We start from the raw sequence: 20,564 nt of genomic DNA, 5'->3' as shown, positions 1-20,564 counted from the left end.
GATCTGATCATGAGTAGCGAGACTGTCGCTCGGTAGAAATTCACCGAGTGCAATGTCAATCGGATCGACATAGTCGACCAATGGCCTGATAGACGAAAGCGCCCCACCCGACATGTTCGTGCCCTCAACGTTGAGGAACGCTACCACAACGAGCAGCAAAGCAACAATGGCACAATTTAAGAAATATTAACTTTTAGGTTACTGCCGAAAACTCCAGATCGCCAAGAACAACAGTACTTCCGTATCGACATGTCGAAGCTTTGACCTCCGGGAACGCAATTACAAAGTTGCAAGTGCAATGCCGGATATGTTCCAAGACGGGACGATCGCAAGGGAGCTGTATCAGCGGCTATTGGGAAAATCCGCTTTTCCACCGGCATTTGGCTGGTAACCAGCATCGAGCGGTTGCCGTAGCTGTCGTCCAGCAGTTCGAGCATTTCGCGGCGTCGCGCAGCGGTAAACGGTTCCAAGCCCCCAGTCGTCCAGGATCAGCAGGTCAGTCTTAGCGTAGCAGGCCATCAATTTGGCGAAGCGGCCGTCGCCGTGAGCCAAGCCCAGTTCTTCCATCAGACGCGGTAGGCGCAGGTATCGCACGCTGTAACCTGCCGGCAAGCCTTGTGGGCCAGCGCGCAGGCGAGCCAGGTTTTGCCTACACCCGTCGGCCCGCCGATGATCAGGTTCAGGCCAGCGCGCAGCCACTGGCCGCTGCTCAGTTGCTGGATCAAGGCCTTGGGGCATAACGTTTAACACGATCGGCGCCAAGTCGGCGAACGTACCGGTGTGGTGGTTCCTCGTGCATGCGTTGAGCAAGGGCATTACCGCCGCTGCCACGGCCACCATACCCTGCGCACCCGATATCCGCGAAATGCGCATGTAGATCGACAGCTCCCGCATCAGCAATCAGGTATTGCTGCAGGAGGTCGCGGACTTCACTCGAGACTGCTACGGCTACTCGCGGTCGCGGCTGTTTACCAATCGGCCAGAGCTCGACAAGGCGCAAAGCTACGACGCGTCCTGGATTGGCTCGAGTTACCTCCTCAATACGGCGGGCTACTACGATACCGACCGATCGCGAACGCCGAGGGTCGCATGGCCCTACGACGAGGCTCGCGACACGTCGTTGCCTCAGTTGGCCAACGGGGCGGGCTACCCCAATTGCAAGCAATGGTGGAGCGATGCCAATGTGGGTCTGCGAGCACGCCTGCTTGCCGAAGTTGACCCCTCGCTGATCTCTCACCTGGAGGGCTGGTTGACCGGATGTACCAACACCGAGGTTGAAGATGCCACGCTACGCGAATTGGTCAGCCCGCGGCAGCAGCCCATCAGCATGTCCCCCGGCCTGCTCCAGGACTATTGCAGTAACGCCCGAGGCGGTTCGATCACCAAGGGCTTGAACAACCTGGCCACGAATACTGGCCTGGCGCTTGGCTCATTCAGCAATTTTCCGGCGATGAATGCGTTACGGGCGGCACTGCCGATGGTGCAAGCGTTCCTGATCCTGGGTGCAATCATCAGCCTGCCACTGGTGTTGCTGATCAGCACCTACCAGTTGAAGGCGTTGATGACAGTCACGTTCGCGCTATTCACTTTGCACATGCTGACGTTTTGGTGGGAGCTGGCTCGGTGGGTGGATTCGAGCATGCTGGACACCTTGTATAACCAGGTGTCTGCGACTGACCAGACGCTATTGTCGCTTCCAACCTCCGGTTTCATAGACGGGACTGTGACAGCGCAGGTTATTGAATACGTGATGGGGGCGATGTTTGTCGTGTTACCGATGTTGTTCCTAGGTTCGATGAGTCCAGCAGTTGCCGGCCAGTGAAAGCTACCACCATGCCTACCCGGCGGCATGCTCGATCATGGCCTGGAATTGGTGGCCTGTAGCCTCAAGCCGCGCCAGTCCTACCTGCTGCCCAGCGGTGCCGCCCCGGAATACCAAGCGGCCCAAGCCGATGCATGGAGTGCCAGGGTTGCCTACGGCGCCCTGCTCCACGACATCGGCAAGATCGCCGTCGACCTGCAGGTCGAATACCAGGACGGCCAACCCTGGCACCCCTGGCATGGCCTCCTGGATCAGCCTTATCGTTTTCGCTACCTGAAGGGCGGCGATTACCAGTTGCACGGCGTCGCTGCCGGTCTGCTGTACACCCAGGTGCTGGACCGCGCCATCCTCGATTGGCTCAGTGGTTATCCAGCGCTATGGGGCAAGTTGCTGTACCTGCTGTCCAACCACTACGAGCACGCCGGCATCCTCGGCGAGCTGGTACTGCAGGCCGATCGCGTCTCGACGGCACAGAACACATCGGCGCCAACCCCAGCAAGGCCCTGCAGGCACCCATACACTCCCTGCAGCACCACCTCTCAGCGGCCTGCGTAACCTGGTGAAAAACGAGTTCAAGCTCAATCAGCCTGGCGCCGCCGGCTGGCTCACCGCTGAGCACTTGTGGTTGGTAAGCAAAACCGCCACGGACAAGCTGCGGGCCTACCTGCTGGCCCAGCCCGTGGATGGCATCCCCTCCTCCAACATCGCCATGTTCGATGAACTGCAGTCGCACGGTTTGGTCGAGGCTACGCCCGATGGCAAGGCGATCTGGATCGCCGCGGTCACCGATGAAGATTGGCAGCAACAGTTCACCTTCCTGCGCCTTCAGCCCTCATTGATCTGGGCGGATGAAATCCGGCCGCCCATTTTCACCGGCACCCTCGAGACAGTCCTTGAGGTCACCTCCGACTCCGCAGAACCGCCAACCTCGCCCGGTACCGGTAACGCCACACCGACAGCGGCCGACCCTGCATCAGCCAATGCGAACCGGCCCAAACATCCGGTGCCCTGTCCTTCCGACACCGATGACAGTGACTATCTAGGGCCTCTCCTGGAGCTATTTGAAACGCCCGAGCTCGAGCTTAGTGACACACCTTCCAGCGAGCCGGTGACAACCCCAGAGAACAATGACAATCTTGGTCACCAGTTCGTGGATTGGCTGCGAACCGGATTGCAGAACCACTCGCTGATCATCAATGACAGCCAAGCGAAAGTGCATACCGTCAACGCCACGTACTTTCTGGTGACAGGAATCTTCCAGCGCTACACCTCGGAGCGCCTACCGGAATGTAACCACGGTGAAGGTCGGAAGCCTGGTTAAGAGTGCAAAAGCACTTTGAAAAACTGAATCTTCACCAGCGCAGAGCTGATGGCCAGAATATCTGGACGTGCCACGTGCAGGGGCCTCGCAAGCGTGGAAAACTCAACGGATATCTGCTGAAGGACTCACAGGTGCTCAGCGATAACCTGCTGGAGAACAATCCGTTTCTGAGACTGACAGCACATTAACTCTCAACCGTAGTGAGCATCGATTTCGAGAAGCGGCAATGCTATCGCGGGGCTTCAGGGCCCCGCTTGGTTAGACAGCGAGCAGATGAGATTAAAGCGACTGCAAACATCGCGATTGACATTGAATCTCAAGCGCTTTTTGGTCCAATCGATTAGCTCTGTGACCTCGATATATGGAGACCCGCCATGGTACAGGCCCACTCCACTTTAATCTGACGTGGCACTTACCCTTAAAAGCTAGCGACGACTGAAGCCATCCGGGAGATGAAAACTTAGCCCATCGTAAATTGAATCCGCAAACTCCAAATTCACCAACGGGTCGACAGGCTTGATATTTGAGCGAATGGGCATTTTGAATATTGCTCGATAATTATCAGGATTAGAATATAGCCGATTCACTTTATCCAAGCTGTCAGACCCTTCGAGCTTTCCAATATCTGTTGTTCTTTGAGTCACCGCACGCGCCCGCTCTAGTATAGTGACAGCCCATTCAGCCTTTGCCAATAATGCTTCCCGCGCATGGTAAATAGTGCACAGCACTGGATCTCGGTAGCTTTCAGCCTGACAGACTTTCTCGGCAGCCTCGTAGTACTTTCTACCCTCTCCGAGCATACCCATTCTATAGCAAAGCATCCCGTAGTTGGCCAATGCTTGTGCGTGGTGTGAGCCACCCTCTCTCAACTCTTCATTAAATAGTGAAATCCACCCATCAAGCTTTGCACTATCTTCTTCCACTGGGTGCAACGGGGTAATCATTGCCAATTCCGCGTATGCACGATTCAGTTTTAAAAGTGAATTATTTGGGTTCGCTACCAACCCCTGCTTCGTTATTTCTATAATTTGCTCGTATCGATCATCCAACGATGCGATATAACTTGCCAACACCGGCGGCTTGCTTGAAAACGGCTCGGCGGCCAACCAATCTAAAGCGTGTGCGATCGCTGGTTCAGCGTCACCTTGAATATAGCTTTCTCTTGCTTTAGCTTCGTACGCAATTTCTAAACTCTGGACTTGTAAGTGATGATCCGACTTAATGTCATGCCTCTGTTCAGCCCATAATGCTTGGGCGAGGGTGTTTCGATTCGGATGCAAAAGCGAGTCGCGAATATACATCTTTGCGCGTTTGATTGCGCCACTTTCGATCTCCAACGTTCCTAACGAACTAGCGAGTTCGGTGGTATGCTTAGGGTGTAACCCCAGTTCATGAATTCTCCGAGCGGAGGATAGATTTCGGCTAACTTTTCCGATCATTTGAGAGACTGATAATTCGGCCGAAGCGATCCAGGGATCGCTCCTAACCGCTGGATGGCGAGCCAACAAAAAATGTGATCGTTCGACATCCCCGAGATGGATGAATAGCCTGGACGCAACCCGTGAGACCCACCGATGAGTTGGGGCCAAACCAAGTGCTACACTCATAGCCCGCTCAGCAGGTTCACCTTGTCCTAGAGAAATATATTCACGCGCCAAATCCACCCACGCCAGCGTATTCTTAGGGCTAGCTACAAGGCATTTTCGAAGAGCTTTTATACGATCTCTAGGCTTCGCCGTCTGCCCGGGATCCTGTTCATTTTCGAGTGTGCTCCGCGCCAAAGAAAGGACGGACGCTGGCAAGCTCCCGTCCTCAATGACTCGCCGAGACGCAATTAGCGCTCCTTGGTTATTATTCTCAAGCTTGGCAGAGTTCAGAAGCTCGATGGCTGTACCCAGTTTCGAAGAACTCGAGAACTCCGCCATCAGTCTTTTAGATTCCGAAACATCCGAAGTTTGATGTTTAGGAGACCGAATTGCTGAATTTTCGGCCAGAGATGAGGCCAGTTTCGACTGATCCCAAAGCGGTATGACTTTCCTGTCAGACTCTTCCTTGCCAAAGCTCATAGTTTTTTCTGCCTTTTTTCTTCAAGGATCGCTTGCTTTTTTGCTTCTGTTCGCAGATTTTCCAAAGCGCTCACAAAACGATTCAGGCCCAACCCCAACTGATCCCCTTTTCCAAGGATCTGCTTTGCGCCGCGTTTTGTGTAGTCAGGATGCGAACATTGAGTGATTAGGCCAATCACCTTGTCGGCGGCCCAGGCGGGTAACGCCTCTTTAATGTTTTGCAAACCTTCAAAAAAAGCAGCCTCCTGATAGGGTAACGCCTGGGCATAACTACTGCTTCCCCCTTCACTGGGAAACCAGTGCTTCGGGCCCACAGCAGGCGGCAGAAGCTCTTTAACGATCGTGTTAACTGTTACCCCAAACAGGAGGAACGCAACTAGTGAACCGAACTGGTAGAGGTCTGCTCTTTGCCTACGATCAATCCACTCAGTAGGCACACTGCCATAAAGTTGCTCAGGGGGAGCGTAGCTGAAATCACCCGCAACACTGGAATGCTCAAACGCGCTGTTACCATACCCCTGGACAGCCGCACGCCCTAGATCGCCAATCTTTGCTCCTGCAAGGCTAAACACCATTACGTTCGAAGGCTTGAGGTCTTGATGGCTTATCCCCTCGCTGTGAAGCTGCCCAATACCTAAAAGCACATCCTTCAAATAGCTGAATTTTTTTGCGTAGTCGTCGCTTGAGATCTTAGCGACATGGCTCCGGACATCACCGCCGTCGGCAAGCTCAAGTATTAAGTAAGCCACGCGAGGCATGTGGTCTTCCGGCTTTCGGTCAATTTTTACATCTCCATGTCCTAGGATCGTGACCACTTGGCGCATCCGGCTTTTTGCACATAGTTCGTTAAGCGTTTTTTCATCGCCAAACGCTTGGGTAGCACGCTTGATGCTGCCTAAGAAATCATCGTCCCCGTCGTCCCTAATGACACTATCCAAATCTAGGGCCTTAAGAAAAGCCACCGAGTTTCCTCTTCGAACGCGATAGGAAATGGAGTAGGTACCGCCGGAGCTGTCCGAGCTGGCTCTCCCACAGGCCAGAAGCTCCTCGACAATCCATCCGTCTACCAACTCCATGCCTATTAGGCGGGTAGCGGGGGTATCCAGCACCTCTGGTTTTTGCATATTTCCACCACGGACAAGTTTTTAGGGAGGGCGCAACCGATCAAGAGCTCCAACTCGCGTATTCAGGCGACCGTCGAAACATCTAAATCTATAGCAGATCGCCAGCACATAGAATACAATTTTGCATCCTCAAGACAGATGCCGAACACCCAAGCGCCGCGTAAACCTAGCTTCCTGGCAGGCGCGCGCGCCATCTCGAGCAAAGTTGCCTTCTATTGGAATGAACCAAGGTTGAAGCTATGGAAAGTAGATATCCCGTTTTTCTCGCTTTTCAAGGTGGTGGAGCGAAAGGGGTAGTCCATGCAGGAGCGTTGCTCGCTATCAACGACCTTAACCTGGATATCAAGGGTGTTGCCGGCACGTCTGCTGGGTCTATGATCGCTGCACTCATCGCGGCCGGTTATACCGGTGCGGAACTGGTGGATCCTGAGAGTAAAACGCATCTTTTTCAGTCCATTACCCCTCGTTTTGGCATCTACAGAGCGACAGACATCTTCTCCAAAAAAGCTTGGCGGATCCTGACTATTGGCCGGGCGCTTCCGGATCGTCTGCGGGAATTAAAAAGCTATTACCTCAAAAAAATTTCCCATCACGTTAGCCGCCTACCCAAAGCACCATATCCGCTCATCGTGTTGATGTGCTTCTTTGGAATACTGACGACATGTCCAACCATCGCCCAGATTGTTGCGATTTGCTCAACAATCGGGGTCCTAGCCATGTGCTGGGGGATTCGATGGATGTCTCAAGGAATTTCAACGGTTGAAGCGGTTCGCCGGCTCATTGACGGCGCGATTCGAGTTAAGTTGGGCGTAGAAAAAGAGAACATCACCTTCCGGGACCTCAAGGATCATGGCGGGCTACCCCTCAAAATTATCTCCACGAACATTCTTGGAGAATGCTTGGAGCTATTTTGCTACGAACGCACCCCAGACACACCAGTGGCTGACGCCGTTGCCGCTTCGATTTGCCTCCCAGTCATTTTCCGTCCTTGGGGATTAAAATTTCGACGCAGTACGGAGAATTTGGAACGCTACGTTTCAGGCCGCTTTTTCGACGGTGGACTAATGTCCAACCTTCCTGCATGGCCTTTTGACGAGGAGCGGTTGATCTATCCTGGAACAACAACCATCGCGTTGGGAATCAGTCCTGAGGTCGCTCCCGGCCCGCGCAAGCCGAAGCATTGGTTTGGCTCAATCATCAATGCCATTGTCTCTGGCACTGGCGAGATCCACACGCGAGCTGTTGGCCGGATAATAAAAATCCCGCTCAGATGTCGTTTAAACCTTCTGGAATTCGACGCACCAATCGAAAAAATTTACGAAGAGGTGCGGAGATCACGCAGCCAGGTGACGCATCAGCTAAGAAAGGAGCTCACAACATACCCGGCGCTGATCGATGACGCCACGGAGGTTCTCCATGCTGGTGTCAAGGCGAAGCTGGCGGAATATCAAGGTCGTTGGTACACCGCCCCCCTCGAGGATCACACCATTCGGGTAGCAATCGGCGCACAACGCTCAGGAACGATGAATAGCTTGTCGCTGGTATCGGGGGCAGGTTTTACAGATCAGCATCCTGATAGCAAGATCACACTCCCTCTTAGCGGATCGGCTGCTGGCATTGCTTGGACTGACGGAGCGATAGCAGCAACGCTTCCTTGGGACCAAAGCATTTCCCTGCATGCTTTGGATAGAATGTGGTCTTCGGTCAAGTGGTTCATGTGCTTTCGGCTGACGCCTCGCGTAGGATTCCCAATCGCCAAGGTAGTGACGCCTCGGCCCAGAGCACCGTTCCTCGACAAGGTTCATGGGGAGATGGCTAAAATTCGGCCAATCGTTATAATTATCGATGGCACAATGCCGTTCGATGGTGCCCTGGACCACGCTTACGAAGACATTCTGGAATGCCTAGAACGCATCCAGGAATCGGCGGTCGAATATTTAAGGCAGAGAGATCTCGATTTCATCCTGCAAGGATCAAACTCATGGCTATAACCCTCTACGTTGGCGGTAAGTCGGTCTACGCGAAGAAGGAAAAACCTTCCGACAAGTATGTGCTAGACCCGACGTTTGAAGCTGCAGCCTTGGCTAGCGAAGAACATCAGAGCCACCTTCGAGAATTTCTGAGCGAGCGAGACAACGAACGCGCGGAGAAGAAACGTAAGATGGAAGAGGCTGGTCGTGAACGTACAGCCTGCGGCTCTTAGCTCACGACCGCTATCTCTACGTTTGAGAACCGTCGCCTACGCGGCGGTTTTTTTACCTCGCCGTTAGAAGCCTTAACGAAGTGCAGCCGGGCCGGCGCCCTTCCTATCAAATGAGCTTGTTACCCTCAGCGCCTCAGATTTCACGAGCGGCCCCAGCATGGAGGGCCGCCGAGGTTGCGGCTCCTCAATCCCAGGAATATTAGAGCACCTACACTCAGTCACGATCAGCGAAATAGCGCTTGCGATGCATCGCGTCACTGATGTTTTTCCCGCTCACCGTATGCAGGTCTCTCGCACCAACTGAGTTGGCTCGAGGTCGAGCAAGCGTTTTCAAGTTCCTCCTACTAGGTAGGGGGCACCCCGCCTCACTTAACGCGCCTGAGCAGATGGGACGAAGAAATCATCGGTGGGGCAAAAAGTGGGGGCAAAGTTCTGATTATTGGAAAAACTATCGACCATAAAAAATCCAGCCACTGCTAAGTGATTGGATTTTCTCAAGAAATATGGTCAGGACGAAGTGATTCGAACACTCGACTTCTAGCACCCCATGCAATCGGTCGAAAGTCAGCTTTTAACTGGAATCACATCAGGTAAAGCCCCCCGACGCCATCGGGCCTAACGCGTATCGAGCATAGAGACGGAGTGACATACCCGTGGGTGGCAAACCCAAGGTCTTGGACGACCACAAGCTGCATCCACAAAATTCCGTGGGTTACCAGTGAAAGCCATTACCAAAGTGGGGGACCAGTCGACCCCAGAAACGACAAAGCCCGTCTAGGACGGGCTCTGCAGAAGAATTTTTGGCGGAAGCGTAGAGATTCGAACTCTAGGATAGTTGCCCATCGACGGTTTTCAAGACCGTTGCCTTAAACCACTCGGCCACGCTTCCAGCTTTGTTGCGGGCGCCATAATACCGGAATGAAACACACTGTCAAACTCTCGTTGTGGCCTGATGCAGCCGCTCTGTTATGATCTTTGCATCTGAACGTTTCAGAGCCAGTTTCAACCCCAGAGGAGAGTCGCCATGCGCGAACAGGATTACGCAGTTAACAGCAGCCAGCAGGCTCAGCAGCTGGAAGTCAGCCGCGTCCTGCGCAATACCTACGGTCTGCTCGCCCTTACCTTGGCTTTCAGCGGCGTAATGGCCTTTGTTGCCCAGCAGATGCACGTGGGCTACCCGAACATTTTCGTGGTGCTGATCGGCTTCTACGGTTTGTTCTTTCTTACCAACAAACTGCGCGATTCGGCGTGGGGCCTGGTGTCGGCGTTTGCCCTGACCGGCTTCATGGGTTTCCTGCTTGGCCCAATCCTTAACCGTTACCTGGGCATGCAGGGCGGCGCGGAAGTGGTTAGCTCGGCGTTCGCCATGACCGCACTGGTGTTCGGCGGCCTGTCGGCCTACGTGTTGATTACCCGTAAAGACATGAGCTTCCTGGGCGGCTTCATCACCGCAGGCTTCTTTGTGTTGCTGGGTGCAACCCTGGCGGGCATGTTCTTCCAGATCAGCGGCCTGCAGCTGGCGATCAGCGCCGGTTTCGTGCTGTTCTCGTCGGTGTGCATCCTGTTCCAGACCAGCGCGATCATCCAAGGGGGTGAGCGTAACTACATCATGGCGACCATCAGCCTGTATGTGTCGATCTACAACCTGTTTATCAGCCTGTTGCAGATCTTCGGCATCATGGGTCGTGATGACTGATGGGTAGGTAGTCAGGGAAAGCCCGCTTCGGCGGGCTTTTTTACGCCCGTTGTCTTTGCGGTGTGCCAGGTTGACCGCAGGTCGGCCTTCGCGGATGAGTCCTCCTAGGGGCGGTTGCGTTTGTCTGGCGCGCGCGCGGGGGGTTGCAGGAGTATCCGCGAAAGGGTCGCTGCGGTGATTTTCGCGGATAAATCCGCGCCTACAGGATGTTCAACGGCATGAACCTAAGTAGAATCACGCTCTTTTTTCGCAAGGCACTGCCATGAGCTCCCACGAACAGCCTGTTGCCCCGCCCGCTACCAGTGAACTGGTGCTGGGCCTTGAAGACCGGCCCAAGCCGTTGATTGCGATGTTGGCCGCGCTCCAGCACTTGCTGGCGATCATTGTGCCGATCGTCACGCCCGGGCTGTTGATTTGCCAAGCGCTGGGGGTGTCGGCGCGCGATACCAACCTGATCGTGTCGATGTCGTTGGTGATCTCAGGGATCGCGACCTTTGTGCAGTGCCGTCGTTTCGGGCCCTTTGGTGCCGGTTTGCTGATTGTGCAGGGCACCAGTTTCAACTTTGTCGGGCCGCTGATTGCCGGTGGCGCGTTGATGGTGAAACAGGGCACGCCGGTGGAAGGCGTGATGGCGGCGATTTTTGGCGTGGTGATAGCCGGCTCGTTCGTGGAGATGGGCATTTCGCGCATCTTGCCGTTTGTTAAAAAGCTCATCACCCCGCTGGTGACCGGCATCGTAGTGTTGATGATCGGCCTGACCCTGATCAAGGTCGGCCTGATCAGCATGGGTGGCGGTTTCTCGGCGATGGCCAACGGCACCTTCGCCAACGGCGAGAACCTGCTGCTGTCGGGCGTGGTGCTGGGGATCATTGTGCTGCTCAACCGTATCCCGGTGGCGTGGATGCGCAGTTGCGCCATCGTGATTGCCTTGGCAGTGGGTTATGCCCTGGCGGGCTACCTGGGCCGTTTGAATTTCACCGGCATGCACGAGGCGGCTTTCTTCCAGGTGCCAGTGCCGCTGCATTTCGGCCTGAGTTTCTCGTGGGCGCTGTTTGTTCCGATGCTGGTGATTTACCTGGTGACCTCGCTGGAATCGATCGGTGACGTGACCGCCACCAGCAAGGTGTCCCGCGAGCCGGTGGAAGGCCCGGTGTGGATGCGCCGCATCAAGGGCGGCGTGCTGGTGAACGGCGCCAACTCGCTGCTGGCGGGGGTGTTCAATACCTTCCCCAGCTCGATCTTCGCGCAAAACAACGGCGTGATTCAGCTCACCGGCATTGCCAGCCGCCATATCGGTGTGTGGATCGCCCTGATGCTGGTGATCCTGGGGCTGTTCCCCAGCGTGGCCGGGGTGATACAGGCGGTGCCGGAGCCCGTGCTTGGCGGCGCGGCCATGGTGATGTTTGGTGCAGTAGCCGCCTCCGGCATCAATATCCTGGCCAGCACCACCCTGGACCGCCGCGCGCTGCTGATCATCGCCGTGTCGTTGGCCCTGGGCCTGGGGGTGGCGCAGGTGCCGGAGTTTTTGGCGCACATGCCCACCGCACTGCGTGACGTGCTGGAATCGGGCGTGGCCACCGGTGGTATCTGTGCACTGGTGCTGAACTGGTTCCTGCCGCCTGCCAAGTAAACGCTCGGTGGCGGGCTTTTTTGGGCTCAAGGCTTTATCATTCCAGCAGATTTGCTGAAAGAGCCGACCATGAAGTTCGCCATTGCCGTATTCGCCCCTGCCCACTCGCCCGCCTCGCGCCGCGCCTTGCGTTTTGCCGAAGCGGCGTTGGCCGGCGGCCATCAGATTGCCCGCCTGTTTTTTTACCAGGACGGCGTGCACAGCACCTCCGCCAACGTGGTGGCGCCCCAGGACGAACTGGACGTGGCCGCGCAGTGGCGCGACTTTGTCAGCCAGCACGGCCTGGACGCCGTGGTGTGCATCGCCGCCGCCCTGCGCCGTGGCGTGCTCAATGCCGAAGAAGCCCAACGCTACCAGCGCCCGGCGGCCAACCTGCCGGCGCCCTGGGAGCTGTCGGGCTTGGGGCAATTGCATGAGGCTGCGCAAATGGCCGATCGCCTCGTGACCTTTGGAGACGCCTGACATGAGCCAGTCCCTGTTGATCATCACCCGTTCAGGCGCCGTGGTCGGGCACCGGCCCGCGCGAGGCGCTGGACATCGCCCTGGCCGGCGGTGCCTTCGACCTGCCGCTGGGCATGCTGTTTCTCGATGACGGCGTGTTCCAGTTGCTCGGCGAGCAGCAACCCACCCAGGTGCAGCAAAAAAACCTCGGCGCCAACCTGCAGGCCTTGCCAATGTTCGGCGTGGACGAGCTGTTTGTGTCAAGCAGCGACCTGGCCGCACGGGGCTTGAGTGAAAGCAGCCTGGCCCTGCCCGCCCAGCCCCTGGGCGATGCAGAGCTTAGCGCCCTCGTCGACCGTTTTGACCAGGTGATTACCCTCTGATGGCTACCCTGCATGTACTCTCGCATTCGCCCTTTGCCGACAACCGTTTGGCCAGTTGCCTGCGCCTGTTGGGCGACAACGATGCAATCCTGCTGACCGGCGATGCCGTCTATGCCCTGCTGCCGGGCACTGCGCCACGACAGCAATTGGAGGGCAAGAAGGTCTTCGCTTTGGACGAAGACCTGCAAGCCCGCGCCATCGATACCGATGTGCCGCATGTGGACTACCCCGGGTTCGTGCAACTGACCCTGGACTACGACAAGGTCAATACCTGGCTATGAGCGAATTGAACGTCGAAGGGCGCCGCATCGCCTTGGACAAGGACGGCTTCCTACTTGACCTGACGGACTGGTCGCACCCGGTGGCCCAAGCCCTGGCCGCGCGCGAAAGCATTGCCTTGAGCGCAGACCACTGGGAAATCCTCGAATTGCTGCGCCAGTTCTACCAGGAGTTCGAGCTGTCGCCGGCCACCCGCCCCCTTATCAAGTACACCGCGCTGAAACTGGGCGTGGAAAAAGGCAACAGCCCGCACCTGAACCGCCTGTTCAACGGCACTCCCGCCAAACTTGCCGCGAAACTCGCGGGCCTGCCCAAGCCGACCAATTGCATATGACCACTCATGCCCCGCTGCTGCTGCAAACCCCTGCCGAACACCCCTTCGCCCAGTTCGTCCGTGCCTTGGGCAAGGGCAAGCGCGGCGCGCGCAACCTGACCCGCGAAGAGGCCCGCGAGGCCATGGGCATGTTGCTCGATGAGAAGGTCGAGCAAACCCAACTGGGCGCCTTCCTGATGCTGTTGCGGCACAAGGAAGAAAGCGCAGAGGAGCTGGCCGGTTTTACCGAAGCCCTGCGCGAGCGCCTGAAAGCCCCGGCCCTGCAGGTCGACATTGACTGGCCCACCTACGCCGGCAAAAAGCGCCACCTGCCCTGGTACCTGCTGGCGGCCAAGTGCCTGGCGGGCAACGGCGTGCGCATCCTGATCCACGGCGGCGGCGCACACACCGCCGGGCGCCTGTATACCGAACAATTGCTCGGCACCCTAGGCATCCCGTTGTGCCGTGACTGGCAGGCGGTCGGCAGCGCGCTGGACGATCAGGGCCTGGCCTTCGCCCCGCTGATGGACTGGGCGCCGCAACTGCAGCGCATGATCGATTTGCGCAACACCCTGGGCCTGCGCTCGCCGATCCACTCCCTGGCGCGCATCCTCAACCCGCTGGGCGCGCGCTGCGGTTTGCAGAGCATTTTCCACCCCGGCTACCAGGCCGTGCACCGCGATGCCAGCGGCCTGCTGGGTGACCACGCCATCGTGATCAAAGGTGATGGCGGCGAGATCGAGGTGAACCCCGACAGCATCAGCCATCTGTACGCCACCACCGGCGGCCAGAGCTGGGACGAAGAATGGCCGGCCCTGTCGGCCCAGCGCCACGTCAAACCAGCCAGCCTGGAACCTGCGCACCTCTTGGCCGTGTGGCGCGGCGACGTCGAAGACAGCTATGGCGAGATGGCCCTGATCTCGACCATGGCCCTGGCCCTGCGCGGGCTGGATAAAACCCGCGATGAGGCCTTCACCTTGGCCCGGGAATATTGGGCCACGCGCGACCGATCGATTTAACCGATCATTCCTGCCGGGGTTTTGCGCTTTTTGTTCGAACTGTTCTCCGTACACTGAACTCCTATGCTTATACGGTTTAGCGAGGAGTTCAGGATATGGGCCTGTTGATCGAAGGGCGCTGGCACGACCAGTGGTACGAAAGCAGCAAGGACGGTGCCTTCCAGCGCGAAGCGGCCAAGCGCCGCAACTGGATCACCGCCGATGGCCGCCCAGGCCCCAGCGGGGACGGCGGCTTCAAGGCCGAGGCTGGCCGTTATCACTTGTACGTCTCGCTGGCCTGCCCCTGGGCCCACCGCACGCTGATCCTGCGCAAACTCAAGGGCCTGGAAAGCCTGATCGACGTGTCGGTGGTCAGTTGGCTGATGCGCGAAAACGGCTGGACCTTTGATAAAAGCACCGGCTCCAGCGGCGATGCCCTGGACGGCCTGGAATACCTGCACCAGCGCTACACCGCCGAAACCCCGGACTACACCGGCCGCGTGACCGTGCCGCTGTTGTGGGATAAACAGCAGCAACGCATCGTCAGCAACGAGTCCTCGGAAATCATCCGCATGTTCAACTCGGCCTTTGACGAGTTGACCGGCAACCGCCTGGACTTCTACCCCGAGCCCCTGCAGCCCTCGATCGATGCGCTTAACGACGCCATTTACCCGGCCGTAAACAACGGCGTGTACCGCGCAGGCTTCGCCACCTCCCAAGGCGCCTATGAACAGGCGTTTGACGAGGTGTTTGCCGAACTGGACAAGCTGGAATCATTGCTGGGCGAAAAACGTTATTTGGCGGGCGAATACATTACCGAGGCCGACTGGCGGCTGTTCACCACCATTGTGCGCTTTGATCCGGTGTATTTCGGGCACTTCAAGTGCAACCTGCGGCGGATCGTGGATTACCCGAACCTGCACAATTGGTTGCTGGAGTTGTATCAGTGGCCGGGCGTGGCCCAGACGGTGGATTTCGAGCACATCAAGCATCATTACTATGCGAGCCATGCCACGATCAACCCGACGGGTGTGGTGCCGAAGGGGCCGTTGCAGGACTTGACCTTGGCGCACGATCGCAACCGCTTGCCTGGCGCCGGCGCATGGCGCAGATGAGTAATCAGTAGGAGCGGATTCATCCGCGAAAAGAGCGCCGCAGTCCATTTTAAATACCGCGGTGTTGTTTTCGCGGATGAATCCGCGCCTACAGGCATCGTGTTTACACGGTGCTTTGCGCACCCTCGAACCACGCCAACTTCTCGCGCAACTTCACCACCTCACCCACGATCACCAGCGTCGGCGCATGCACTTCATGCTCCGCAACCAGCCGTGGCAAGTCGGCCAAGGTGCCGGTAAACACCCGCTGGTTGACCGTGGTGCCCTGCTGGATCAACGCGGCCGGGGTATCGGCACCGCGGCCATGCCTGATCAACTGCTCGCAGATGGTCGGCAATCCCACCAGCCCCATGTAGAACACCAAGGTCTGCGCCGGTGCGACCAGGTCGCTCCAAGGCAAGTCGCTGGTGCCATCCTTGAGGTGGCCGGTAATGAAACGCACCGACTGGGCATAATCACGATGGGTCAGCGGAATGCCGCCATAGGCCGCGCAACCACTGGCAGCGGTGATGCCCGGTACCACTTGGAAGGGTATACCGTGGGCTGCCAGTTCTTCGATCTCTTCGCCGCCCCGGCCGAAGATGAACGGGTCGCCGCCCTTGAGCCGCACCACGCGTTTGCCTTGCTTGGCCAGGTCTACCAGTTGCTGGTTGATCTGGTCTTGCGGTACGGCATGGTCGGCGCGGCGTTTGCCGACGTAAATGCGCTCGGCGTCACGGCGGCACAGCTCCAAAATAGCCGGGGCCACCAGGCGGTCGTACAGCACCACGTCGGCCTGCTGCATCAGGCGCAGGGCCTTGAAGGTCAACAGGTCGGGGTCACCGGGGCCCGCCCCTACCAGGTAGACTTCACCCGGTGCGTGGGGCGGTTCGCCGTTGATCTTGGCGACCAGCAGGCGTTCGGCTTCGGCACCCTGCCCGGCCAATTGGCGGTCGGCGATGGGGCCTTGGAACACCTCTTCCCAGAACGCACGACGTTGCTGCACGTTCGGGTAAAGGCCTTTGACCTGCTGGCGAAAACGCGCGGCCAGGCCGGCCAGTTCGCCATAGGTGGACGGTATCCAGCTTTCCATCTTGGCCCGGATCAGCCGCGCCAGCACCGGCGCATCGCCGCCGCTGGACACCGCCACCACCAAGGGTGAGCGGTCGACAATGGCCGGGAAAATCACGCTGCACAAGGCTGGCGCATCCACCACGTTGACCGGTACGCAACGGCGCTTGGCGTCGGCGGACACCTGGGCATTGAGTGGCTCATCGTCGGTGGCGGCGATGATCAGCTGGCAACCGTCCAGGTCGCTTTCCAGGTAGCCACGGCGCACAGCTTGGCCACCGCTGCTCTCGATCAACGCCAGCAACTGCGCTTCGATCTCGGGGGCCACCACGCGCAGCAACGCGCCGGCATCGGCCAGCAAACGCGACTTGCGCAGGGCAATTTCGCCCCCGCCCACGACCAGCACATGGCTGCCCTTGAGATTATGGAACAGCGGCAGGAATTCCATTTAGCCGATGACCTCAAGGCCGCCCATGTAAGGCTTGAGCACGTCCGGCACACGAATCGAACCGTCGGCCTGCTGGTAGTTTTCCAGCACCGCGACCAGGGTACGGCCTACTGCCAGGCCCGAGCCGTTCAAGGTGTGCACCAGTTCCGGCTTGCCGGTTTCCGGGTTGCGGAAGCGCGCTTGCATGCGGCGGGCCTGGAAGTCGCCGGTGTTGGAGCACGACGAAATCTCGCGGTACTTGTCCTGGCTCGGCACCCACACTTCCAGGTCGTAGGTTTTCACGGCGCTGAAGCCCATGTCGCCGGTGCACAGGGCCAACACGCGGTACGGCAGTTCCAGGGCCTGGAGGATGCGTTCGGCGTTGGCGGTCAGGCCTTCAAGGGCTTCCATGGACTTGGACGGCTCGACCACTTGCACCATCTCGACCTTGTCGAACTGGTGCTGGCGGATCATGCCGCGGGTGTCGCGGCCCGACGCACCGGCTTCGCTACGGAAGCACGGGGTGTGGGCGACCAGCTTGAGCGGCAGTTGCTTGTAGTCGAGGATCTCGCCGGCCACGATGTTGGTCAGCGACACTTCGGCGGTCGGGATCAGGTACAGGTCAGCCTCGCCTTCGCGGGTGATCTTGAACAGGTCCTCTTCGAACTTCGGCAGTTGGCCAGTGCCTTGCAGCGCCGGCGCCTGCACCAGGTAAGGGGTGTAGGCCTCTTCGTAGCCGTGCTCGCTGACGTGCAGGTTGATCATGAACTGCGCCAGGGCGCGGTGCAGGCGGGCAATCGGACCGCGCAGCAGGGCGAACCGGGCGCCCGACAACTTGGCGGCGGTCTCGAAATCCAGCCAGCCGAATTTCTCGCCCAGGGCCACGTGGTCCTGGATCGGAAAATCGAAGGCGGTCGGGGTGCCCCAGCGGCGCACTTCGACGTTGCCCTCTTCGTCGGCACCCACCGGCACGCTTTCGTGCGGCAGGTTCGGCAAGCCCAGCAGGATCGAGTCCAGATCGGCCTGGATGGCGTCCAGCTCGACCTTGCCGCTGGCAAGCTCGGCGGCCATGCGATCGACGTCAGCCATCAGCGGCGCGATGTCTTCACCGCGCTGCTTGGCCTGCCCGATGGATTTGGAGCGCGCGTTACGTTCGGCCTGCAGTTGCTCGGTGCGGGTCTGGACGTTCTTGCGCTGGGCTTCCAGCGCTTCGATGCGCGCTACATCCAGGCTGAAGCCACGGGTAGCCAGGCGGTCCGCTACGTTTTGAAGCTCGCTACGTAACAGTTTGGAATCGAGCATGTCGGTCTCTCGTTTATCAGAATTTGGTCAGGGTCAGGCCGGCCCAGGTCGCAAGCAGGCCGCCGAATACACTGAGGGCGGCATAGCCAATGGCGATGCCCACCTGCCCGCTTTCCAGCAAGCGCACGGTATCCAGCGAAAAGGATGAAAACGTGGTCAGGCCGCCCAAAAAGCCCACCATCAAGCCGGCACGCATCTGGATAGGCACGTCCGGGCGAATCAGGAACAGGCCGTACAGGAAGCCGATCAACAGGCAGCCGACGATATTAACGGCCAGCGTACCGGTATAGAAGTGCCGAGGCCAGTGGACGTTGACCCAATTGGCGGTGAAAAAACGCAACAACGTGCCAACGATGCCGCCCAGCATGACGGCGATAACGGTAGTGATCATTCTTTCCTGCGCCTGCGGGGGCTGTTTTCGTCCAGGGCCGCCAGGTGCTTGAGCTTCTCGCCGATTTTCAACTCCAGGCCCCGTGGTACGGGCTGGTAGTAGTGGCGCGGCGCAAGTTGCTCGGGAAAGTAATCTTCACCGGCGGCGTAGGCATCGGGCTCGTCGTGGGCATAGCGGTACTCTTCGCCATAGCCCAGTTGCTTCATCAATTTGGTCGGTGCGTTGCGCAAATGCAGCGGCACTTCCAGCGAGCCGTGTTCGGTGGCTTCGCGCATGGCCTGCTTGAAGCCCATGTACACCGCATTGCTTTTAGGCGCACAGGCCAGGTAGACGATGGCCTGGGCCACCGCCAACTCGCCCTCGGGGCTGCCCAGGCGCTCTTGCACGTCCCACGCCGACAGGCACAGGGCCAGGGCGCGCGGGTCGGCGTTACCGATGTCTTCGCTGGCCATGCGCACCACGCGCCGGGCCAGGTACAACGGGTCGCAGCCGCCGTCGATCATGCGCGCGTACCAGTACAGCGCGGCATCGGGGTTGGAGCCGCGCACCGACTTGTGCAGCGCCGATATCTGGTCGTAGAACGCCTCGCCGCCCTTGTCGAAACGCCGGCGGGTGTCACCCAGCAAGCTTTGCAGCAGCTCGGTGCCGATCTCTTCGCCGTCTTCGGCCAGATCCGAGGCGTTCTCCAGCAGGTTCAGCATGCGCCGGCCATCGCCGTCGGCGGCCGCCAGCAGCATCGCGAAGCCTTCGTCGCCCAGGCGCAGGTTGCGCTGGCCCAGGCCACGCTCTTCGGTGAGGGCACGATCGACCAGGCGGCGCAGGGCCGCCTCGTCCAAGCTCTTGAGCACGTAAACCCGGGCACGGGACAGCAACGCGTTGTTCAGTTCGAACGAAGGGTTTTCGGTGGTCGCGCCGATAAAAATCAGCGTGCCGTCTTCCACATACGGCAAAAACGCATCCTGCTGGGACTTGTTGAAGCGGTGCACTTCGTCGACGAACAGGATGGTGCGCCGGCCGTATTGGCCGGCCTGCTGCTTGGCCACTTCAACGGCCTGGCGGATCTCTTTGACGCCGGCCAGCACCGCCGACACGGTTTCGAAATGTGCGTCGGACACTTCGGCCAGCAACCGCGCCAGGGTGGTCTTGCCCACCCCGGGCGGGCCCCAGAAGATCATCGAATGCAGGGCGCCCTGCTCCAGCGCTTCGCGCAGGGGCTTGCCGCGAGCCAGCAGGTGCTCCTGGCCCACGTACTCGTCCAGGTTGCGCGCACGCAGGCGCGCGGCCAGGGGCTGGGCGATGGGGTCACTGCGAAACAGGTCCATGGCGGGCGTAAGGGCCTCTTATTCCTGGATCACGTCGGCGCCTTTGGGGGCCACGAAGGTGAACTTGCTCTTGTCGACCGGCTCGTTGGCTTTAACGCCGGTGAACAGGATGTTGGTGCGCTGGCCGACGCTGTCGATCAGTTGCATGTCATTGATCAAGCCCTTGCGAAACGACAGGCGCAGGGAGTCGAACAAGGTGTCCTTGGTTTTGGGCTTGAGCATGAAATCGATCACGTCACCCGCTTCCTTGGCCGTGATGTCGAAGCTCTGGTTGATCTTGGACACGTCACCCGACAGCAGCAGCGCTGGGGTCTGGGTCAGGCGCTGGTCGAGCTTCTTGATGGTCACTTGTTGCAGGTCCGGGTCATACAGCGACACCTTCTGGCCGTCGGACACCATCAATTGCTCTTGCGGCGCGTCGGTGTGCCAGTAGAACAGGCCCGGGCGTTGCAGGGTCATTTCACCGGCGGTTTCCTGCAGCTGGGTGCCGCCACCGTCAAGGGTCAACTGGGAGAAACGTGCGCTCAGGGTCTGGGACTTTTCCAGCAACTGAGTCAGGCGTGCCACGTCCTTGTCATCGGCGTGGGCCGCGACGCAGGAGAAAGCCAGAGCAGAAACCAACAGCATGCGAATCAGGCGCATGGGAATCCTCGTACAAAGAAAAGGGACCGGCCGCTGCAC

16 protein-coding genes, 1 tRNA gene and 4 pseudogenes are annotated in these 20,564 nt (G+C 58.7%); 12 read left to right on the top strand and 9 right to left on the bottom strand.

Annotated features, from left to right (window positions below; genetic code table 11):
* Nucleotides 1-368: 368 nt before the first annotated feature.
* Nucleotides 369-731: pseudogene (locus tag L9B60_RS23325) on the bottom strand (ATP-binding protein); the annotation flags it as partial.
* Here L9B60_RS23325 and L9B60_RS23320 point away from each other — a divergent pair.
* Together L9B60_RS23320 and mobH are read left to right on the top strand one after the other, a co-directional pair.
* Nucleotides 692-1,801: pseudogene (locus tag L9B60_RS23320) on the top strand (conjugal transfer protein TraG N-terminal domain-containing protein); the annotation flags it as partial. The pseudogenes L9B60_RS23325 and L9B60_RS23320 sit on opposite strands and share 40 nt — an antisense overlap.
* A pseudogene (gene mobH / locus L9B60_RS23315) lies at nucleotides 1,800-3,331 on the top strand (MobH family relaxase); the annotation flags it as partial. The pseudogenes L9B60_RS23320 and mobH, both read left to right, overlap by 2 nt.
* A 237-nt stretch (nucleotides 3,332-3,568) precedes the next feature.
* Here the strand turns inward: mobH and L9B60_RS23310 are convergent.
* Nucleotides 3,569-5,209, bottom strand: coding sequence for a tetratricopeptide repeat protein (locus L9B60_RS23310; RefSeq protein ID WP_249673327.1), 1,641 nt, complete (start codon nucleotides 5,207-5,209; stop codon nucleotides 3,569-3,571).
* Nucleotides 5,206-6,333, bottom strand: a complete 1,128-nt coding sequence (locus L9B60_RS23305; RefSeq protein WP_249673326.1) for a protein kinase domain-containing protein — start codon at nucleotides 6,331-6,333, stop codon at nucleotides 5,206-5,208. Before L9B60_RS23305 ends, L9B60_RS23310 begins: the two co-directional genes overlap by 4 nt.
* A gap of 239 nt (nucleotides 6,334-6,572) precedes the next feature.
* On the opposite strand from L9B60_RS23305, the gene L9B60_RS23300 reads away from it, so the two are divergent.
* Both L9B60_RS23300 and L9B60_RS23295 read left to right on the top strand, forming a co-directional pair.
* On the top strand, nucleotides 6,573-8,324 hold the full coding sequence (locus L9B60_RS23300) for a patatin-like phospholipase family protein (RefSeq protein ID WP_249673325.1): 1,752 nt from the start codon (nucleotides 6,573-6,575) through the stop codon (nucleotides 8,322-8,324).
* A complete protein-coding gene (locus tag L9B60_RS23295) occupies nucleotides 8,315-8,536 on the top strand; it encodes a hypothetical protein (protein ID WP_249673324.1) in 222 nt (73 codons plus the stop codon). Before L9B60_RS23300 ends, L9B60_RS23295 begins: the two co-directional genes overlap by 10 nt.
* A gap of 801 nt (nucleotides 8,537-9,337) precedes the next feature.
* Here the strand turns inward: L9B60_RS23295 and L9B60_RS23290 are convergent.
* Nucleotides 9,338-9,425 (bottom strand) — tRNA-Ser (locus L9B60_RS23290).
* A 135-nt stretch (nucleotides 9,426-9,560) separates the two neighbouring features.
* Between L9B60_RS23290 and L9B60_RS23285 the strand changes: the two genes are divergently transcribed.
* From L9B60_RS23285 to L9B60_RS23250, 8 genes and pseudogenes are all read left to right on the top strand, one after another.
* Nucleotides 9,561-10,232 carry a Bax inhibitor-1/YccA family protein gene (locus tag L9B60_RS23285; protein ID WP_249673323.1) on the top strand — a complete coding sequence of 224 codons (672 nt, stop codon included), beginning with the start codon at nucleotides 9,561-9,563 and terminating at the stop codon, nucleotides 10,230-10,232.
* 262 nt (nucleotides 10,233-10,494) lie between these two features.
* Complete coding sequence (locus L9B60_RS23280; RefSeq protein ID WP_249673322.1) at nucleotides 10,495-11,862, top strand: nucleobase:cation symporter-2 family protein; 1,368 nt, start codon at nucleotides 10,495-10,497, stop codon at nucleotides 11,860-11,862.
* 69 nt (nucleotides 11,863-11,931) lie between these two features.
* On the top strand, nucleotides 11,932-12,324 hold the full coding sequence (gene tusD, locus L9B60_RS23275; RefSeq protein WP_249673321.1) for a sulfurtransferase complex subunit TusD: 393 nt from the start codon (nucleotides 11,932-11,934) through the stop codon (nucleotides 12,322-12,324).
* A 1-nt stretch (nucleotide 12,325) separates the two neighbouring features.
* Nucleotides 12,326-12,686: pseudogene (tusC, locus tag L9B60_RS23270) on the top strand (sulfurtransferase complex subunit TusC).
* Nucleotides 12,686-12,967 (top strand): sulfurtransferase complex subunit TusB, encoded by a 282-nt coding sequence (tusB, locus tag L9B60_RS23265; RefSeq protein ID WP_249673320.1) that lies wholly within the window; start codon nucleotides 12,686-12,688, stop codon nucleotides 12,965-12,967. Before tusC ends, tusB begins: the two are co-directional and overlap by 1 nt.
* Nucleotides 12,964-13,299, top strand: coding sequence for a TusE/DsrC/DsvC family sulfur relay protein (locus L9B60_RS23260; RefSeq protein WP_249673319.1), 336 nt, complete (start codon nucleotides 12,964-12,966; stop codon nucleotides 13,297-13,299). The genes tusB and L9B60_RS23260 overlap by 4 nt, the downstream gene beginning before the upstream one ends.
* The gene (locus L9B60_RS23255; protein ID WP_249673318.1) at nucleotides 13,296-14,297 is read left to right on the top strand and encodes a glycosyl transferase family protein; all 1,002 of its coding nucleotides are present in this window, start codon (nucleotides 13,296-13,298) and stop codon (nucleotides 14,295-14,297) included. The genes L9B60_RS23260 and L9B60_RS23255 overlap by 4 nt, the downstream gene beginning before the upstream one ends.
* A 95-nt stretch (nucleotides 14,298-14,392) precedes the next feature.
* Nucleotides 14,393-15,391 (top strand): glutathione S-transferase family protein, encoded by a 999-nt coding sequence (locus tag L9B60_RS23250; RefSeq protein ID WP_249673317.1) that lies wholly within the window; start codon nucleotides 14,393-14,395, stop codon nucleotides 15,389-15,391.
* Between the two features lie 103 nt (nucleotides 15,392-15,494).
* On the opposite strand, the gene cysG is transcribed toward L9B60_RS23250, so the two are convergent.
* The 5 genes from cysG to lolA are packed head-to-tail and all read right to left on the bottom strand — an operon-like array spanning nucleotide 15,495 to nucleotide 20,525.
* The gene (gene cysG, locus L9B60_RS23245) at nucleotides 15,495-16,889 is read right to left on the bottom strand and encodes a siroheme synthase CysG (protein ID WP_249673316.1); all 1,395 of its coding nucleotides are present in this window, start codon (nucleotides 16,887-16,889) and stop codon (nucleotides 15,495-15,497) included.
* Entirely contained in the window at nucleotides 16,890-18,170 is a 1,281-nt protein-coding gene (serS, locus tag L9B60_RS23240) for a serine--tRNA ligase (RefSeq protein ID WP_249673315.1), read from the bottom strand.
* 16 nt (nucleotides 18,171-18,186) lie between these two features.
* Nucleotides 18,187-18,561: a fluoride efflux transporter CrcB gene (crcB, locus tag L9B60_RS23235; RefSeq protein ID WP_249673314.1), complete on the bottom strand. Its 375-nt coding sequence runs from the start codon at nucleotides 18,559-18,561 to the stop codon at nucleotides 18,187-18,189.
* Nucleotides 18,558-19,883 (bottom strand): replication-associated recombination protein A, encoded by a 1,326-nt coding sequence (locus L9B60_RS23230; RefSeq protein ID WP_249673313.1) that lies wholly within the window; start codon nucleotides 19,881-19,883, stop codon nucleotides 18,558-18,560. Before L9B60_RS23230 ends, crcB begins: the two co-directional genes overlap by 4 nt.
* A gap of 18 nt (nucleotides 19,884-19,901) precedes the next feature.
* A complete protein-coding gene (gene lolA, locus L9B60_RS23225) occupies nucleotides 19,902-20,525 on the bottom strand; it encodes an outer membrane lipoprotein periplasmic chaperone LolA (RefSeq protein WP_249673312.1) in 624 nt (207 codons plus the stop codon).
* Between the last annotated feature and the right edge of the window lie 39 nt (nucleotides 20,526-20,564).

Source organism: Pseudomonas abieticivorans (assembly GCF_023509015.1).
Classification (GTDB): domain Bacteria; phylum Pseudomonadota; class Gammaproteobacteria; order Pseudomonadales; family Pseudomonadaceae; genus Aquipseudomonas; species Aquipseudomonas abieticivorans.
Note: the sequence above shows the minus strand (reverse complement) of the source record. Positions and strands in the feature narration are given on the sequence as shown.

Excerpts from the sequence above, each read along its gene's own strand:
- L9B60_RS23310 (WP_249673327.1), bottom strand. The coding sequence starts at position 5,209 with ATGAGCTTTGGCAAGGAAGAGTCTGACAGGAAAGTCATACCGCTTTGG.
- L9B60_RS23305 (WP_249673326.1), bottom strand. The coding sequence starts at position 6,333 with ATGCAAAAACCAGAGGTGCTGGATACCCCCGCTACCCGCCTAATAGGC.
- L9B60_RS23300 (WP_249673325.1), top strand. The coding sequence starts at position 6,573 with ATGGAAAGTAGATATCCCGTTTTTCTCGCTTTTCAAGGTGGTGGAGCG.
- L9B60_RS23295 (WP_249673324.1), top strand. The coding sequence starts at position 8,315 with ATGGCTATAACCCTCTACGTTGGCGGTAAGTCGGTCTACGCGAAGAAG.
- L9B60_RS23285 (WP_249673323.1), top strand. The coding sequence starts at position 9,561 with ATGCGCGAACAGGATTACGCAGTTAACAGCAGCCAGCAGGCTCAGCAG.
- L9B60_RS23280 (WP_249673322.1), top strand. The coding sequence starts at position 10,495 with ATGAGCTCCCACGAACAGCCTGTTGCCCCGCCCGCTACCAGTGAACTG.
- tusD (WP_249673321.1), top strand. The coding sequence starts at position 11,932 with ATGAAGTTCGCCATTGCCGTATTCGCCCCTGCCCACTCGCCCGCCTCG.
- tusB (WP_249673320.1), top strand. The coding sequence starts at position 12,686 with ATGGCTACCCTGCATGTACTCTCGCATTCGCCCTTTGCCGACAACCGT.
- L9B60_RS23260 (WP_249673319.1), top strand. The coding sequence starts at position 12,964 with ATGAGCGAATTGAACGTCGAAGGGCGCCGCATCGCCTTGGACAAGGAC.
- L9B60_RS23255 (WP_249673318.1), top strand. The coding sequence starts at position 13,296 with ATGACCACTCATGCCCCGCTGCTGCTGCAAACCCCTGCCGAACACCCC.
- L9B60_RS23250 (WP_249673317.1), top strand. The coding sequence starts at position 14,393 with ATGGGCCTGTTGATCGAAGGGCGCTGGCACGACCAGTGGTACGAAAGC.
- cysG (WP_249673316.1), bottom strand. The coding sequence starts at position 16,889 with ATGGAATTCCTGCCGCTGTTCCATAATCTCAAGGGCAGCCATGTGCTG.
- serS (WP_249673315.1), bottom strand. The coding sequence starts at position 18,170 with ATGCTCGATTCCAAACTGTTACGTAGCGAGCTTCAAAACGTAGCGGAC.
- crcB (WP_249673314.1), bottom strand. The coding sequence starts at position 18,561 with ATGATCACTACCGTTATCGCCGTCATGCTGGGCGGCATCGTTGGCACG.
- L9B60_RS23230 (WP_249673313.1), bottom strand. The coding sequence starts at position 19,883 with ATGGACCTGTTTCGCAGTGACCCCATCGCCCAGCCCCTGGCCGCGCGC.
- lolA (WP_249673312.1), bottom strand. The coding sequence starts at position 20,525 with ATGCGCCTGATTCGCATGCTGTTGGTTTCTGCTCTGGCTTTCTCCTGC.